Raw genomic sequence first — 13,879 nt, forward strand, 5'->3', positions numbered from 1 at the left:
ATGACCACACCTACTCCAGTGTCAGCAGTCGATCAAAGCCTGCTGTACCCGTCCCCGTACAAAGAATTCTGGCAAGCCTTTTCCAAGAACAAAGGCGCCGTTGCCGGCCTGATGTTCATGCTGCTGGTGGTGTTCTGCGCGCTCTTCGCGCCGTGGGTTGCGCCGCATAACCCGAGCGAGCAATACCGCGACTTCCTGCTGACCCCGCCGTCGTGGCTGGAAGGCGGGCAGATCCAGTTCCTGCTCGGCACCGACGAACTGGGCCGTGACTTGCTCTCGCGCCTGATCCAGGGCTCCCGCCTCTCGTTGCTGATCGGCTTGTCGTCGGTAGTGATGTCGCTGATCCCGGGCATCCTGCTGGGCCTGTTCGCCGGGTTCTTCCCGCGTCTGCTCGGCCCGACCATCATGCGTCTGATGGACATCATGCTGGCCCTGCCATCGCTGCTGCTGGCTGTTGCCATCGTCGCGATCCTCGGCCCTGGCCTGATCAACACCGTGATCGCCATCGCAATCGTCTCGCTGCCGTCCTATGTCCGTCTGACCCGCGCTGCGGTGATGGGCGAACTGAACCGCGACTACGTGACCGCCGCCCGCCTCGCCGGCGCCGGCCTGCCCCGCCTGATGTTCATCACCGTGCTGCCTAACTGCATGGCACCGCTGATCGTTCAGGCCACCCTGAGTTTCTCTTCGGCGATCCTTGATGCCGCGGCCCTGGGCTTCCTGGGCCTTGGCGTACAACCGCCAACGCCTGAGTGGGGCACCATGCTGGCTTCGGCCCGCGACTACATCGAACGCGCATGGTGGGTCGTCAGCCTGCCGGGTTTGACCATTTTGCTCAGCGTGCTGGCAATCAACTTGATGGGTGACGGCCTGCGCGATGCGCTGGACCCGAAACTCAAGAACGCCGCCTGAGGAGATTCCCATGTCACTGTTAGAAATCAAGAATCTCAACGTCCGCTTCGGCGACAAGACTGCCGTGCCGGTGGTCGATGGCCTCGACATCTCTGTCGACAAAGGCGAAGTACTGGCGATCGTTGGCGAGTCGGGTTCGGGTAAATCCGTGACCATGATGGCGCTGATGGGCCTGATCGAGCACCCCGGCATCGTCACCGCCGACGCCCTGAACTTCGATGGCAAGGACATGCTCAAGCTGAGCAATCGCCAGCGTCGCCAGATCGTCGGCAAAGACCTGGCGATGGTATTCCAGGACCCGATGACCGCGCTGAACCCCAGCTATACCGTGGGTTTCCAGATTGAAGAAGTGCTGCGCCTGCACCTGAAAATGTCCGGCAAACAAGCGCGCAAGCGTGCCATCGAACTGTTGGAAAAGGTCGAGATCCCAGGCGCTGCCAGCCGTATGGATGCTTACCCGCACCAGCTGTCCGGCGGTATGAGCCAGCGTGTGGCCATCGCCATGGCCATCGCCGGCGAGCCGAAACTGCTGATCGCCGACGAACCGACCACCGCGTTGGACGTGACCATTCAAGCGCAGATCATGGACCTGCTGCTGGCCCTGCAGAAAGAACAAAACATGGGCCTGGTGCTGATCACGCACGACCTCGCAGTGGTTGCCGAAACGGCCCAGCGCGTGTGCGTGATGTACGCCGGCCAGGCCGTGGAAGTCGGCCAGGTGCCGCAACTTTTCGACGTGCCGGCACATCCCTACAGCGAAGCGCTGCTCAAGGCGATCCCGGAGCACAGCCTCGGCGCCGAACGCCTGGCCACCCTGCCCGGCATCGTGCCCGGTCGTTATGACCGCCCGCAGGGTTGCCTGCTGTCACCGCGTTGCCCGTATGTGCAAGACAGCTGCCGCCAGACCCGCCCCGGCCTGGACCCTAAAGCCTACAGCCTTGCGCGCTGCTTCTACCCCTTGAACCAGGAGGTGGCGTAATGGCCGTCGTTCTTACCGCCCGCGACCTCACCCGTCACTACGAAGTGTCCCGTGGCCTGTTCAAGGGCCACGCTACCGTGCGCGCCCTTAATGGTGTGTCTTTCGAGCTGGAAGCCGGCAAGACCCTCGCCGTCGTAGGCGAGTCGGGTTGCGGCAAATCCACCCTGGCCCGCGCGCTGACGCTGATCGAAGAGCCTTCGTCGGGGTCCCTGAAAATCGCCGGCCAGGAAGTCACCGGCGCCAACAAGGCCCAGCGCAAGCAATTGCGCAAAGACGTGCAGATGGTGTTCCAGAGCCCGTACGCCTCGTTGAACCCGCGCCAGAAGGTCGGTGATCAACTCGGCGAGCCGCTGCTGATCAACACCAACCTGTCCGCCGCCGAACGCCGCGAAAAAGTGCAAGCAATGATGAAGCAGGTGGGCCTGCGCCCCGAGCATTATCAGCGCTACCCGCACATGTTCTCCGGTGGCCAGCGCCAGCGGATCGCCTTGGCCCGCGCGATGATGCTGCAACCCAAAGTGCTGGTGGCGGATGAGCCGACCTCGGCACTGGACGTGTCGATCCAGGCTCAGGTGCTGAACCTGTTCATGGATTTGCAGCAGGAATTCAACACGGCGTACGTGTTCATTTCCCACAACCTCGCGGTGGTGCAACACGTTGCCGATGATGTGATGGTGATGTACCTCGGTCGCCCTGTTGAAGTGGGCCCCAAGGACGACATCTATGCGCGTCCCTTGCACCCGTACACCCAGGCACTGCTGTCGGCGACCCCGACCATTCACCCGGACCCGAACAAGCCGAAGATCAAGATTGTCGGCGAACTGCCCAACCCGCTGAACCCGCCGTCGGGCTGCGCTTTCCACAAGCGCTGCCCGTATGCGACAGCGCGTTGCAGCAGCGAAGAGCCGCAGCTGCGGCCGTTGGATAACCGCCAGGTGGCGTGCCACTACGCGGAGCAATTCGTCGCGTGAAGATCGTTCCCACGCTCTGCGTGGGAACGCCGCCTGGGACGCTCCGCGTCCCGCCATCGGCGCAAGGCTCAGGTCTTGCGCGTTGGTGACGCGGAGCGTCACAGGATGCATTCCCACGCAGAGCGTGGGAACGATCAGCAGCAGTGGTAATGAGTTTCACAGCCCTTCCCGCCAGGTTGCGCATCAGCCTGGCAGGAGGGGCTTTCTTTTGCCTGCGATCTACGTCTGGCTATCGCCGTCATCATCAGCAGGATCATCGCTGTCCGGTTCGTCAGTGGTGGAGTCATCATCGTCATTGCTGCCGCCCTGGTCCTTATCGCCGCCCTCGGACTCCGACTTGGCCAGTTGCAACCCCACACCCTGCGTCGCCTGCACCGCCGAAAAGCCCGCCTGGCTACCATGCACCGGGTTATGCGCCCAGGCCGTCGACATCCCCAGCGACAACAACACCAGCACCTTTATCAACAACACTACTCGTTGAAAAATACTCATGGTTGATTCCGTCCAGTCAGTAGGTAAATCCCGCACGACAGCTGTTTACCGCCGCCAGCGTTGACGCTAGTCCCAATGCCGGGTTTGCGCCAGGCCTCAGGTATCGCAGTCGTCGTAGGTTTCACTGTCCTCCCCTTCGTTGTAGGGGTTTTCCGCTTCTTCCTTGGAGGCGGACTGGGCTTGCGGCTGCCAACTACCGGAGTTGATTAGGAGGAGAGGCGTTGCACATTTTGCACGTTGGTCTCCTTTAAAGTCGGTGGGTAAACGCTAGACCTGATGCGAGGTTCTCCCCAATCCTCAGCCTTGTGGTGATCAAAAAATGTGGGAGCCGACTTTGGGGTTGTCATGATAAAGAGCAAAGACAATTACTTAGCAATATAAAAATAAGTAAAAATTAAACATCCCCACTAATAAAAAGACTTTTCTGAAGGAACTTTCCGAAAAATCAGATCACATGACACAAACGCTTGTTTTTTTAATCACCCCCTGACATCTTACATATAAGAAACATTGCTCAATGACGGAAGTTATTTAATTCAATAGCTTAACTTCACCTAGGCCAGAAAACAAGCCTGGCGAACAGCTCAACTCCGTCATCAGTTTATTCAAGTAAACCCCGGGGCAAATCGAATGCCCATAATCAAATGGATTCCCCCATGCTTTTTCCATTCGGCAAGTCGTTGTACACTCATATATAACGTTGGAAGAGAAACTATGAAAACGGTGGATAGCTCCCTCCTGAAAAAATGGTACGACAGCGAATACAGTACCTGTGAAACCGGCACTCTATTCGGCGAGCCACGAAGTGAATTCAAGCAGTTTCTATCCACCCTTCCCAATGGATGCGGCAGCGCTCTTGAGCTTGGCTGCGGAGACGGTCGCAACCTCACTGCCTTGGCACGCAAGGGCTACAGCGTAAGCGGCGTGGACATCGTCGACAGCACTGTACACAGTCGCAAGCTTAATCCTTGGTTAAAGGATCTGAAATTCCAGCAGTCCGATATATTAACCTACGTACCCGTACATGAAGGCTACGACGTGGTTGTATGCTCCGAGGTTCTTCATTGCTTTACCAAAGATGAACTTAAGCAGGTAATGCCCAAAATAATTAACTCAGTAAAACCAGGCGGATATGTTTTTCTGGATATCTTGTCAGACCTGACTCGCTTTTTTCAGGCTACCGGAGAACCTTTCATATGGGACAAGGAGGCTGGACTATCTACCCAAGACAGCGAAGGTTTTTTCGACGCTTGGCTGGGTGACTTTGACATATTTGCCTTCAATCATTGTTTTGATAAACAAAGCTGGCCACTTAGCAGCTCTGAAAACTTGCCCATCGAGCCTTATACATGGCAAGGGACTTATGTCTCAGTGTGCGCGCAAAAGCGCAAATAACTTCGTACCGTTCTGCTTGAGTGGAGATTGGGGAATGCAGCTTTTCCATCAGGTCATCGCCAACAACGCCACGAGATACTCGACCAAACCCGCCATCATCCTGGACGGGCAGGCAACTACATATAAGGAACTGCAACAACGGGCGAATGACATGGCCTCGACGCTTTCAACGCTCGGGCTCGCCCCCGGCGACCGGGTGGGCATGTACGCGCAGATGTCCATTGATTTGATCGCCAGCTACCTCGGCATGCTGCAAACTGGCGTGATCACCGCAGCGACTCATCACACTCTCAGCCGCACCAAGCTGATCCACCAACTCAAGCACTCTGGCGCCCGAGTGCTGATCACTGACTGCACTGATGACTTGCAGGGCCTGATAGACGAGGCGGGACTAGAGCGGGTTTTACTCACCGCCCCTGCCCAGATAGCTGTGCCTCGCGCCATCCAACTTGCCGATGCCATCGCAGCACACAATGACAGAACGGATGTCATTGTCCGACCGTTGGCCGATGATCCTGAGCGGCCTACATCGATCTTCTACACCTCGGGCTCTACCTCTAATCCGAAAGGTGTGTTAGTCAATCACCGCATCATGTCGGCGGCCTGCCGCCAAGTCACTGCGTACCTGCAAAACACTCCAGACGACCGTATCCTCAGTTACTCGACGCTGGCATCCGATTACGGCGTCTACAACGTAATGATGCCACTTTACGCTGGGGCCACCAGTGTCATTGAGAGCCGACCTGCCGGCAGTGCAGAGGACGTGCTAGCGGTCGTCGAACGCGAGTCAGTTACGGCGATGCACGTGTTTCCCCCGGTATTCTTCCTATTGGCCAATACGGGTCCGCACTGGCAGGCGCGGGTGCCAGGCTTGCGTTACATCTCCAGCAGCGGGCAGCCCCTTCACACCCGTCACATCCAACGAATTCGCCAAGCGCTCCCAAGGGTGCAGATTTTTTCCAACTACGGGCTTACTGAATGCAAGCGCGTGAGCTACCTGCGCCCCGAAGAAATTGACCAGCGCCCGATGTCGGTAGGCAAGCCCTTACCCGGCGTCAGCGTGCACTTGGTGGACGAACAGGGGCGAATTATCAACCAGCCCGGACAAGTTGGTGAGCTGCTGGTGGCTAGCGATTACCTGATGCTTGAGTACTGGAACATGCCCGAAGCGAATGCCAGTGCCTTTATTCATGATGCGTTCGGTCATTCACGGCTGTATCGCACAGGCGATCTGTTCAGGCAGGACGTCGAAGGCTATCTCTACTATGTCGCCCGCAAGGACGATGTTTTCTCGCGCAATATCTGGAACGTCAACCCACGGGAGATTGAGCAATGTCTAGCGATGCATCCGGCGGTCGCCGAAGTGCTGGTGGTCCCGGTCGCTGACGAGTGGGCCGGACATGTGCCCAGAGCTTATATCGTGCTTGATGTCGATCATGGTCAGACCAGCGGACAGACGCTGATCGAGCACTGCAAGAAGCATCTGGACTGGCACATGGTCCCGACTCAGTGCGTATTCCTGAAGGCCCTGCCAAAAACCGAATCGGGAAAGTTCACCGCCAAAGGACTGATCTGATAGTAGGAGCTTTGCCATGAAAACGTCCCTCAATCCCATGGATCACCCTGGCCTCGATCGTGATCTGCAACAAAGTGCAATGCTGAAACTCGCTGGACACTTCCACAGCCTGGCGACGGGTGCAAGCCAAGTGCCCTCGCAGTCACTTGATAGTCATCTGCGGTCCGAAATCAACGACCCCAACGTCCTTGATTACCACGACAGGCTAATTGAGGGATCAGGACCGTTGTTCTCCCACTTCCTGGCCAGCGTGCCGTACATCCTCGAAGAATTATCCAGGGTCGGGGTAGCAATGACCCGCATGGCTCAGGTCAATACCGGAGAAACAGGTCGGACCTTCAGCCTGTTTGAAGTTGACGCCTTTGATGGCAGTAACGGCCGTGCTATTGCTGGCCACTCCCAGGGCCTGATCCGCAGCTTCACCTCGTCACCAAACCGGGCCAATCAGATAGCCTTCGAACGGCATGCCGACCCGACGCTATCGTGGTTCTATCCACAGTCGGTATTCAGGGTAACGCCAGCCCTGCTGCAAGCCCCCGAATACGATTGCTTCAGCAAGGGTTTCGACTTCATTTATGAGATGGCCGCATTCCAGTTCTATACCCGCGACCGCAACGGCCAAATCTCCCATATCAAGCAATTTCTCAAGCCTGACGGGCTGGTGTTTTTCCTGGAAAAGTTCAACCACCCCGATCCGAAGGAGTATTTGCGGCGGGAGAAGATCAAAGACGAGCAGTTCAAGACCCGCTACTTCAGCGAGGAAGAAATCCGCTGGAAACGCCAGCAGATGCTTGAGCAAATGCAAAACGGGCAAGTCACACTGGACGAACTCGTGTGCGCCCTGTCGGCCCACTTCACCTGTGTGCACCTGCTGTGGAGCAGCAGCAACTTCTGTGAGTTCGTCGCCTCGAACGACCCGCATCAGGTGACGCGGTTTCTAGATCTTCTGGGGCCAGTGGTTCAACCATCGAGTTTCTGCTTTGAAGGTTCGCGTATTGGCGCCGTGACCTCCCTGCAAAACGGTGATACGGGGCCAGGCCATGTTTAATGTTTCTGAGCAACCGTTCCACCGCGACGCATTGCCCTCGTTATGCCTGCGGGCAGTTGAGCATCTGCCAAGATGGCGCGAGCGGGCCGCTGCGGCCGAACTCGCTATGCGCCTGAGTAGCAGCACATTCGACGAATTGTTTGCTGAAGGCTGGCTGGATCTGTTGTCACCGCGTGCGCCAGTCACAAGCTCCGGACACTGGCCCACACTTGTGGAAAGTGCACGCATTGCCGCTCGGGCATGTGCATCTACCGGCTGGATAATGGCGTTAGTAGGCGGTCACGGTTCAATCGCCAGGAGACTACCCGCCACTTGCATAAACCAGTTATACAACGATTGGCCGAAACAACTATTCGCCTCAGCCTCCCCTTGTGCCGAGAGTTTGCTGTCCTTTGAGTCCGCAGGCGCACGGGTCAACGGACGGTGGCGCTTCAGCTCTGGCATCGAGGACGCCACTTGGTTGATGCTCAACGCTCCCAGCACTAACCACTCGGATACTCACAATCCGCGCTTTCTAGTGCTGATCGCCGCCAATGAAGTTGAGAGGCTTAACAGTTGGGACAGCTGCGGTATGGTTGCAACGGGTTCTCACGACGTACTGACCCATCAGTTGTTAGTGCCCCATGATCGCGTGTTCGCGTTGCACGATATATTTGCGCAGGCGCCGCGTGCGCCTGCCTGCGATTACATAGATCGATTACCCCTCGCGCCTTACCTCACCACCTCGATCATCGGCCCACTGCTGGGATGTGCCGAGGGCGCATTTACCGTGTTTGTAGCTGGGTTCCGCAGTTCGTTAACGCAATGCGATCCTCGGATCGCTGAACAGGCGGCTCACTCGGCTGCGCAACTACACAGCGCCACGCAGTTGTACGACTCGCTGATCACCTGGCTGCACAACGCAGGTATCAATGACCGTGCGCTAAATGCGCAAGAGTTGTTGCAGCTCAAGCGCGATCGCGCCTATCTGGCGGAACAGTGCGTGCAGGTTGTACGCCGGTTGGTGGAAAGACTCGGCGTCTCGTCCCTGATGGCAAGCAACCCGCTTCAGCGCCACTGGCGTGATATCCAGACTATGGCCGCGCACCGAGACGTTGCATGGAGCGCAGCAATGTTGGCCTCCGGAGATGCCATCCTCCGGCCCCTCCCTGCAGACGCGCTAAAGAACTGATTTATTTCCAATCGGCTGTTCCAGAGAGGTGTCACATGTTTGTCCGCAATAAATCCGACATCGAGAAAACCCCTTACTTCGTCGAATGGGGCGCGGGCACCAGCCACCGCCTGCTCACTGAACGCGATGCCATGGGCTTCACGCTATGCCACACCGTTGTCCGCGCGGGCACAGAGTCGCTGCTGCAGTACCGAAATCACCTGGAAGCGTGCTATTGCATCGCCGGAGAAGGCGAAGTCGAAGACATGCAAGGAAATATCTTTTCGATTCGGCCGGGAGACTTGTATGTGCTTGATCAGCATGATCGGCATTTCCTGCGTGGCGGCAAGGAACATGACTTGATTGTGGTCAGCGTCTTCAATCCGCCACTGCGGGGCGACGAGCGCCATAATCTCAATGACCCCTTGGGATCGGCCTACTGATGTTTTTTCCAAATGCCACCCCAGGCCACTTACTCGCAGGAGGTGTTTATGCGTAAGGATTATCTCGCCTTTTTCACCTCGCTTTTTCTATCGAGGCTGGCGGATCAAATCCTGTTGTTTATGGTTCCGCTGGTGGTGTTCCAGACCACCAACAGCGCATCCTGGGCCGGGCTGGCATTTTTCGTCGAATCGCTACCGCGATTTCTCGCGTTTCCGTTGTGCGGTGCCCTGTGCGACAAGTACTCGCCTATCAGGATCCTGCATGGCAGTCAGATCTATCGGGCATTGCTTTGTGTGCTGGCGATGGTGTTCTACGAAGTAGTGGGTGGCATCGCTTGGTTAGTGGTGCTGTCAGCATTATGCGGAGTGTTGACCACGCAAGGCATAATGGCCCGCGAAGTGCTGATGCCGTCCATCTTTCAGCACTACAGTTACACCAAGACGCTGTCCTATTCCCAGATCGCCGACCAAACCGGCCTGGTGCTTGGGCCACTGGTGGCGGCGCTGGTGCTGGAGGTATGGGCTTGGCACTGGGTGGTGCTTTGGATCGCCGGGCTGTTCCTGCTGGCAGACCTGAGCATGCTGGTGTGGCAACGCTTCAGTCGAATTACGTTACCGGTGTTCGAGCAGCACAAAGACATCTGGTTGCAGCCTTTGCGGATCGCTTTCGGGCATATCCGTAATGTGGCCGAGTTGAAAAAAATCATCGCTCTCGCGATAGGAGTCAATCTGATCGTCGGTGTCACCTTGGCCACCTCGGCGGCCATGGTGATCGGCGAGTACGGCGCTGGCAAGGATGACTATGCAGGGCTGCAAGCGGCTGGAGCAGTGACAACTATCCTGATCCTGTTTTTTCTCGCTCGGGTGGAACTGCCTTTGCGGGTCTTGGGGCTTATTGGCTACTCACTGATTGCCATAGGAGCATTCATTAGCGCTCTGAGTCCGAACTTGATCGGTTATGTGGTCGGTTTTTTGTTGATTGTCGGCTTCGATAAAATGTTCAACGTATACATGCGCACTATTCGGCAGCGGGTGATTCCACCTCAGGACTTCGGCAAGACCGTGGGCGCGATCACGTTGCTGAACAACATGTCGCAGCCATTGGCTGGTTTGCTGGTGGCATTGCTGGCTACGTCTTTGGGCACGCAGCAGGTAATCCTCAGTCTGGCCGTGCTGACAACCCTTCTTGGGGTGGTCACTCTGTGGTGGTTTGCAAAACAACGTTGCCCACACCCGAACTCGATAGTTGAGACGGACTAGGAAGCGGCCTTTATTGCTCTTTGAGATAAAGGTGAAACGCACTTTTCGCCACAAAAAAGGGCGAAGCCATCATAGCTTCGCCCTTTCGTCTATCGCTCAGACCTTAATGGTGTTCGCGAGTCGCGCGGAACTTCACATCCGGCCACCGCTCTTCCATCAGCGCCAGGTTAACCCGGGTCGGGGCGAGGTAGGTCAGGTGACCACCGCCGTCCACCGCGAGGTTTTCCACGGCCTTGTTGGAGAATTCTTCCAACTTCTTCTTGTCACTGCACTCAATCCAGCGCGCGGAATAAACGGTGATCGGCTCGTAGGAGCATTCCACCTTGTATTCCTCTTTCAAGCGGCTGGCGACCACATCGAACTGCAGTACACCGACAGCGCCGAGGATGATGTCGTTGCTGCGCTCGGGGAAGAACACCTGGGTGGCGCCCTCTTCCGCCAGTTGCTGCAGGCCCTGGCGCAGTTGCTTGGATTTCAGCGGGTCACGCAGGCGTACGCGGCGGAACAGTTCCGGGGCGAAGTGCGGGATACCGGTGAAGCCGAGTACTTCGCCTTCGGTGAAGGTGTCGCCGATCTGGATGGTGCCGTGGTTGTGCAAACCGATGATGTCGCCGGCGTAGGCTTCTTCGAGCTGCTCACGCTCGGAGGAGAAGAACGTCAGGGCGTCGCCGATGCGCACGTCCTTGCCGGTGCGCACGTGGCGCATCTTCATGCCTTTTTCGTATTTGCCGGAGCAGATGCGCATGAAGGCGATGCGGTCGCGGTGTTTCGGGTCCATGTTCGCCTGGATCTTGAACACGAAGCCGGCGAATTTCTCTTCCACCGGTTCCACAGTGCGCTCGTTGGCGACGCGGGCCAGAGGCTTTGGCGCCCAGTTCACGACGGCGTCGAGCACGTGGTCGACACCGAAGTTGCCCAGGGCGGTACCGAAGAACACCGGGGTCAGTTGGCCGTCGAGGAATTCCTGCTGGTTGAATTCGTGGCAGGCGCCCTGCACCAGTTCCAGCTGGTCGACAAAACGGTCGTACTCGTCACCCAGGTGGGCGCGGGCTTCGTCGGAGTCGAGCTTCTCGATGATTTTCACATCGGTGCGTTCGTGGCCGTGGCCGGCGGTGTAGACAAGGATGTAGTCGTCAGCCAGGTGGTACACGCCCTTGAAGTCGCGGTAGCAACCAATCGGCCAGGTGATCGGCGCAGCCTTGATCTTCAGGACGGCTTCGATTTCGTCGAGCAACTCGATGGGGTCGCGGATGTCGCGGTCGAGTTTGTTGATGAAGCTGATAATCGGCGTGTCGCGCAGACGGCAGACGTCCATCAGCGCGATGGTACGTGGCTCAACGCCCTTACCGCCGTCGAGGACCATCAAGGCCGAGTCCACCGCGGTCAGGGTGCGGTAGGTGTCTTCGGAGAAGTCTTCGTGGCCCGGAGTGTCGAGCAGGTTGACCATGTGGTCGCGATACGGGAATTGCATGACGGACGTGGTAATGGAAATACCCCGTTGTTTTTCCATTTCCATCCAGTCGGAGGTGGCATGGCGGTCGGATTTGCGGGATTTCACCGTGCCGGCCACTGCGATCGCCTTGCCCATCAGCAGGAGCTTTTCGGTGATGGTGGTTTTACCGGCATCGGGGTGGGAAATAATGGCGAAAGTGCGGCGTTTCGCGACTTCGGCGGCCTGGTGGGTCATGGGAAATCGCCTGGCAGGTGAGTCAAAAAAGGGCGGCGAGTATAGCGCAAACCGGGCACGCCGGACCACCGTTCACCCCATTGGGGGTGGCTAAATGCTGCCAAGTGTGGAACCTTTTAAAAGGTAGAGACGTCCACTCCCCTGCTACCGCACTCGTAACAGGGGCTGATAAATCAGCAAGTTAGCCTGACGAGGCTGCGCTCATGGCTCGATTTGATACCGCGTTGCCGGTATTGGCGAGCTGCTTTTCGCGACCACATTCAGAGGCAGCCAGGCATGGCATTGCCGCCCGGAAATGTGTTCGCCGACAAAAGAAAAAAGGAGTCCGCCTGTGGCTATTCGCTATGGCAAAGGGCTGATAGGAGGAGTGGTTGTCGTCGCTCTCCTGGCCCTGCTGGTCCACTGGATCGGCATCAACACGATCGAACTGTACCGCGACGATTTGTTGTTTTACCTGCAAGCTCATCTGATTCTGGTCCTGGTTTCCATGCTGGCCGCCCTGATTGTGGGCATCCCCGCCGGTATCCTGCTTAGCCGACCGAACATGGTCGGGCGCGCAGAACGCTTCATGCAGATCTTCAACATCGGCAACACCGTCCCTCCCCTGGCCGTACTGGCCATCGCCCTCGGCGTCCTCGGCATCGGCAGCGGCCCGGCGATCTTCGCCCTGTTCCTCGCCTCCTTGTTGCCCATCGTGCGCAACACCTACGAAGGCCTGAAAAACGTACAAGGCTCGCTGAAAGAAGCCGCCACCGGCATCGGCATGACACCGCGCCAAGTGTTGTTTCGCGTCGAACTGCCGAACGCCGTGCCGATCATCATCGGCGGTGTGCGCGTGGCCCTGGCGATCAACGTCGGTACCGCCCCGCTGGCCTTCCTGATTGGCGCCAACAGCCTGGGCAGCCTGATTTTCCCCGGCATCGCCCTGAACAATCAGCCGCAATTGCTGCTCGGCGCCGCGTGCACCGCGTTGCTGGCATTGCTGCTTGACGGTCTGGTGACCATGGCCAGCCGCCTCTGGCTGGAACGCGGGCTGCGTCCGTCTTAAGGCTTGGCAAAGGAAATCACATGAAAAAACTGACTCTGATATTGAGCTGCGTCCTGCTGTTTGCAGGCATTGCGCAAGCCGCTGAAAAACCGGTGATCCGCATCGGCGCCCGGGTGTTCACCGAACAGACCCTGCTCGCCGAAATCACCTCCCAGTACCTGCGCACCAAGGGTTATGACACCCGCGTGACCGGCGGCCTGGGCAGCAACCTGGCGCGCAGTGCCCAGGAAAGCGGGCAACTGGATTTGATCTGGGAATACACCGGTGTGTCGCTGGTGGCTTACAACCATGTCGATGAGAAGCTCGACAGTGAGCAGTCCTACGCTCGGGTGAAAGAACTCGACGCTAAAAAAGGACTGGTCTGGCTGTCGCCGTCGAAATTCAGTAACACCTACGCGCTGGCCTTGCCCGAGAACGTGGCCAAGGAATTCCCGCAGATCAACAGCATCAGCGACCTGACCCAAGCCCTGGCCGAAAAAACCAAAGGCACGCGCCTGGTGGCCCTGGACACCGAGTTCGCCAACCGTTCCGACGGTATGGGCGGCATGGTCAAGCTGTATGACATGAACCTGACCCGCAAAAACACGCGGCAGATGGATGCTGGCCTGGTCTACACCGCCTTGCGTAATGGCCAAGTGTTTGCCGGTTTGGTCTACACCACCGACGGCCGCCTGAATGCCTTCAAATTGAAGCTGCTGGAAGACGACAAGCACTACTTCCCGGACTACACCGCCGCACCGGTGGTGCGTCAGGTTTATCTGGACGCGCACCCGCAGCTGGAGGCTGACCTCAAGCCACTGGCCGCCTTGTTCGATGACAAAACCATGCGAGAGCTGAACGCGCGGGTCGACGTCGACCATGAAAGCCCGTCCGCTGTTGCCGCAGATTTCCTGCGTCAGCACCCACTCAACTAAGAGG

The 13,879-nt window shown here is 57.8% G+C and carries 13 protein-coding genes; 11 read left to right on the forward strand and 2 right to left on the reverse strand.

Annotated elements, in window-relative coordinates:
- Genes ACR52_RS11420 through ACR52_RS11430 form a run of 3 tightly spaced genes read left to right on the forward strand, consistent with a single transcriptional unit; the run spans position 1 to position 2,862 of the window.
- Positions 1–912 (forward strand): ABC transporter permease subunit, encoded by a 912-nt coding sequence (locus tag ACR52_RS11420; protein WP_048724091.1) that lies wholly within the window; start codon positions 1–3, stop codon positions 910–912.
- A gap of 10 nt (positions 913–922) precedes the next feature.
- Positions 923–1,891, forward strand: coding sequence for an ABC transporter ATP-binding protein (locus tag ACR52_RS11425; protein ID WP_048724093.1), 969 nt, complete (start codon positions 923–925; stop codon positions 1,889–1,891).
- The gene (locus tag ACR52_RS11430; protein WP_048724095.1) at positions 1,891–2,862 is read left to right on the forward strand and encodes a peptide ABC transporter ATP-binding protein; all 972 of its coding nucleotides are present in this window, start codon (positions 1,891–1,893) and stop codon (positions 2,860–2,862) included. The genes ACR52_RS11425 and ACR52_RS11430 overlap by 1 nt, the downstream gene beginning before the upstream one ends.
- A gap of 219 nt (positions 2,863–3,081) precedes the next feature.
- Here ACR52_RS11430 and ACR52_RS11435 read toward each other — a convergent pair whose 3' ends face one another.
- Entirely contained in the window at positions 3,082–3,354 is a 273-nt protein-coding gene (locus tag ACR52_RS11435) for a hypothetical protein (RefSeq protein ID WP_048724098.1), read from the reverse strand.
- 714 nt (positions 3,355–4,068) lie between these two features.
- Between ACR52_RS11435 and ACR52_RS11440 the strand changes: the two genes are divergently transcribed.
- From ACR52_RS11440 to ACR52_RS11465, 6 genes are read left to right on the forward strand one after another with little or no spacing between them, the layout of a single operon-like run.
- The gene (locus ACR52_RS11440) at positions 4,069–4,749 is read left to right on the forward strand and encodes a class I SAM-dependent methyltransferase (RefSeq protein ID WP_048724100.1); all 681 of its coding nucleotides are present in this window, start codon (positions 4,069–4,071) and stop codon (positions 4,747–4,749) included.
- A gap of 34 nt (positions 4,750–4,783) precedes the next feature.
- Entirely contained in the window at positions 4,784–6,325 is a 1,542-nt protein-coding gene (locus tag ACR52_RS11445) for a class I adenylate-forming enzyme family protein (RefSeq protein WP_082143134.1), read from the forward strand.
- 16 nt (positions 6,326–6,341) lie between these two features.
- Complete coding sequence (locus ACR52_RS11450; protein WP_048724102.1) at positions 6,342–7,373, forward strand: hypothetical protein; 1,032 nt, start codon at positions 6,342–6,344, stop codon at positions 7,371–7,373.
- The gene (locus tag ACR52_RS11455) at positions 7,366–8,544 is read left to right on the forward strand and encodes an acyl-CoA dehydrogenase family protein (RefSeq protein ID WP_048724104.1); all 1,179 of its coding nucleotides are present in this window, start codon (positions 7,366–7,368) and stop codon (positions 8,542–8,544) included. Before ACR52_RS11450 ends, ACR52_RS11455 begins: the two co-directional genes overlap by 8 nt.
- A 35-nt stretch (positions 8,545–8,579) precedes the next feature.
- Positions 8,580–8,966, forward strand: a complete 387-nt coding sequence (locus ACR52_RS11460; protein WP_048724105.1) for an ectoine synthase — start codon at positions 8,580–8,582, stop codon at positions 8,964–8,966.
- A gap of 48 nt (positions 8,967–9,014) precedes the next feature.
- Positions 9,015–10,226 carry an MFS transporter gene (locus ACR52_RS11465; RefSeq protein WP_048724107.1) on the forward strand — a complete coding sequence of 404 codons (1,212 nt, stop codon included), beginning with the start codon at positions 9,015–9,017 and terminating at the stop codon, positions 10,224–10,226.
- A 103-nt stretch (positions 10,227–10,329) separates the two neighbouring features.
- Here the strand turns inward: ACR52_RS11465 and ACR52_RS11470 are convergent, their stop codons facing one another.
- Positions 10,330–11,913, reverse strand: a complete 1,584-nt coding sequence (locus tag ACR52_RS11470; RefSeq protein ID WP_048724109.1) for a peptide chain release factor 3 — start codon at positions 11,911–11,913, stop codon at positions 10,330–10,332.
- Positions 11,914–12,208: 295 nt separating this feature from the next.
- Here ACR52_RS11470 and ACR52_RS11475 point away from each other — a divergent pair, with 295 nt between their 5' ends.
- Both ACR52_RS11475 and ACR52_RS11480 read left to right on the forward strand, forming a co-directional pair.
- Positions 12,209–12,961, forward strand: coding sequence for an ABC transporter permease (locus tag ACR52_RS11475; RefSeq protein ID WP_242460935.1), 753 nt, complete (start codon positions 12,209–12,211; stop codon positions 12,959–12,961).
- A 20-nt stretch (positions 12,962–12,981) separates the two neighbouring features.
- The gene (locus tag ACR52_RS11480) at positions 12,982–13,875 is read left to right on the forward strand and encodes a glycine betaine ABC transporter substrate-binding protein (protein WP_048724111.1); all 894 of its coding nucleotides are present in this window, start codon (positions 12,982–12,984) and stop codon (positions 13,873–13,875) included.
- Positions 13,876–13,879 lie beyond the last annotated feature (4 nt).

This window comes from Pseudomonas fildesensis, from assembly GCF_001050345.1.
GTDB classification, from domain to species: Bacteria; Pseudomonadota; Gammaproteobacteria; order Pseudomonadales; family Pseudomonadaceae; genus Aquipseudomonas; species Aquipseudomonas fildesensis.

What these genes read in the sequence shown, in the direction of transcription:
- ACR52_RS11420 (WP_048724091.1), top strand. Translation starts at nt 1, where the DNA reads ATGACCACACCTACTCCAGTGTCAGCAGTCGATCAAAGCCTGCTGTAC.
- ACR52_RS11425 (WP_048724093.1), top strand. Translation starts at nt 923, where the DNA reads ATGTCACTGTTAGAAATCAAGAATCTCAACGTCCGCTTCGGCGACAAG.
- ACR52_RS11430 (WP_048724095.1), top strand. Translation starts at nt 1,891, where the DNA reads ATGGCCGTCGTTCTTACCGCCCGCGACCTCACCCGTCACTACGAAGTG.
- ACR52_RS11435 (WP_048724098.1), bottom strand. Translation starts at nt 3,354, where the DNA reads ATGAGTATTTTTCAACGAGTAGTGTTGTTGATAAAGGTGCTGGTGTTG.
- ACR52_RS11440 (WP_048724100.1), top strand. Translation starts at nt 4,069, where the DNA reads ATGAAAACGGTGGATAGCTCCCTCCTGAAAAAATGGTACGACAGCGAA.
- ACR52_RS11445 (WP_082143134.1), top strand. Translation starts at nt 4,784, where the DNA reads ATGCAGCTTTTCCATCAGGTCATCGCCAACAACGCCACGAGATACTCG.
- ACR52_RS11450 (WP_048724102.1), top strand. Translation starts at nt 6,342, where the DNA reads ATGAAAACGTCCCTCAATCCCATGGATCACCCTGGCCTCGATCGTGAT.
- ACR52_RS11455 (WP_048724104.1), top strand. Translation starts at nt 7,366, where the DNA reads ATGTTTAATGTTTCTGAGCAACCGTTCCACCGCGACGCATTGCCCTCG.
- ACR52_RS11460 (WP_048724105.1), top strand. Translation starts at nt 8,580, where the DNA reads ATGTTTGTCCGCAATAAATCCGACATCGAGAAAACCCCTTACTTCGTC.
- ACR52_RS11465 (WP_048724107.1), top strand. Translation starts at nt 9,015, where the DNA reads ATGCGTAAGGATTATCTCGCCTTTTTCACCTCGCTTTTTCTATCGAGG.
- ACR52_RS11470 (WP_048724109.1), bottom strand. Translation starts at nt 11,913, where the DNA reads ATGACCCACCAGGCCGCCGAAGTCGCGAAACGCCGCACTTTCGCCATT.
- ACR52_RS11475 (WP_242460935.1), top strand. Translation starts at nt 12,209, where the DNA reads ATGTGTTCGCCGACAAAAGAAAAAAGGAGTCCGCCTGTGGCTATTCGC.
- ACR52_RS11480 (WP_048724111.1), top strand. Translation starts at nt 12,982, where the DNA reads ATGAAAAAACTGACTCTGATATTGAGCTGCGTCCTGCTGTTTGCAGGC.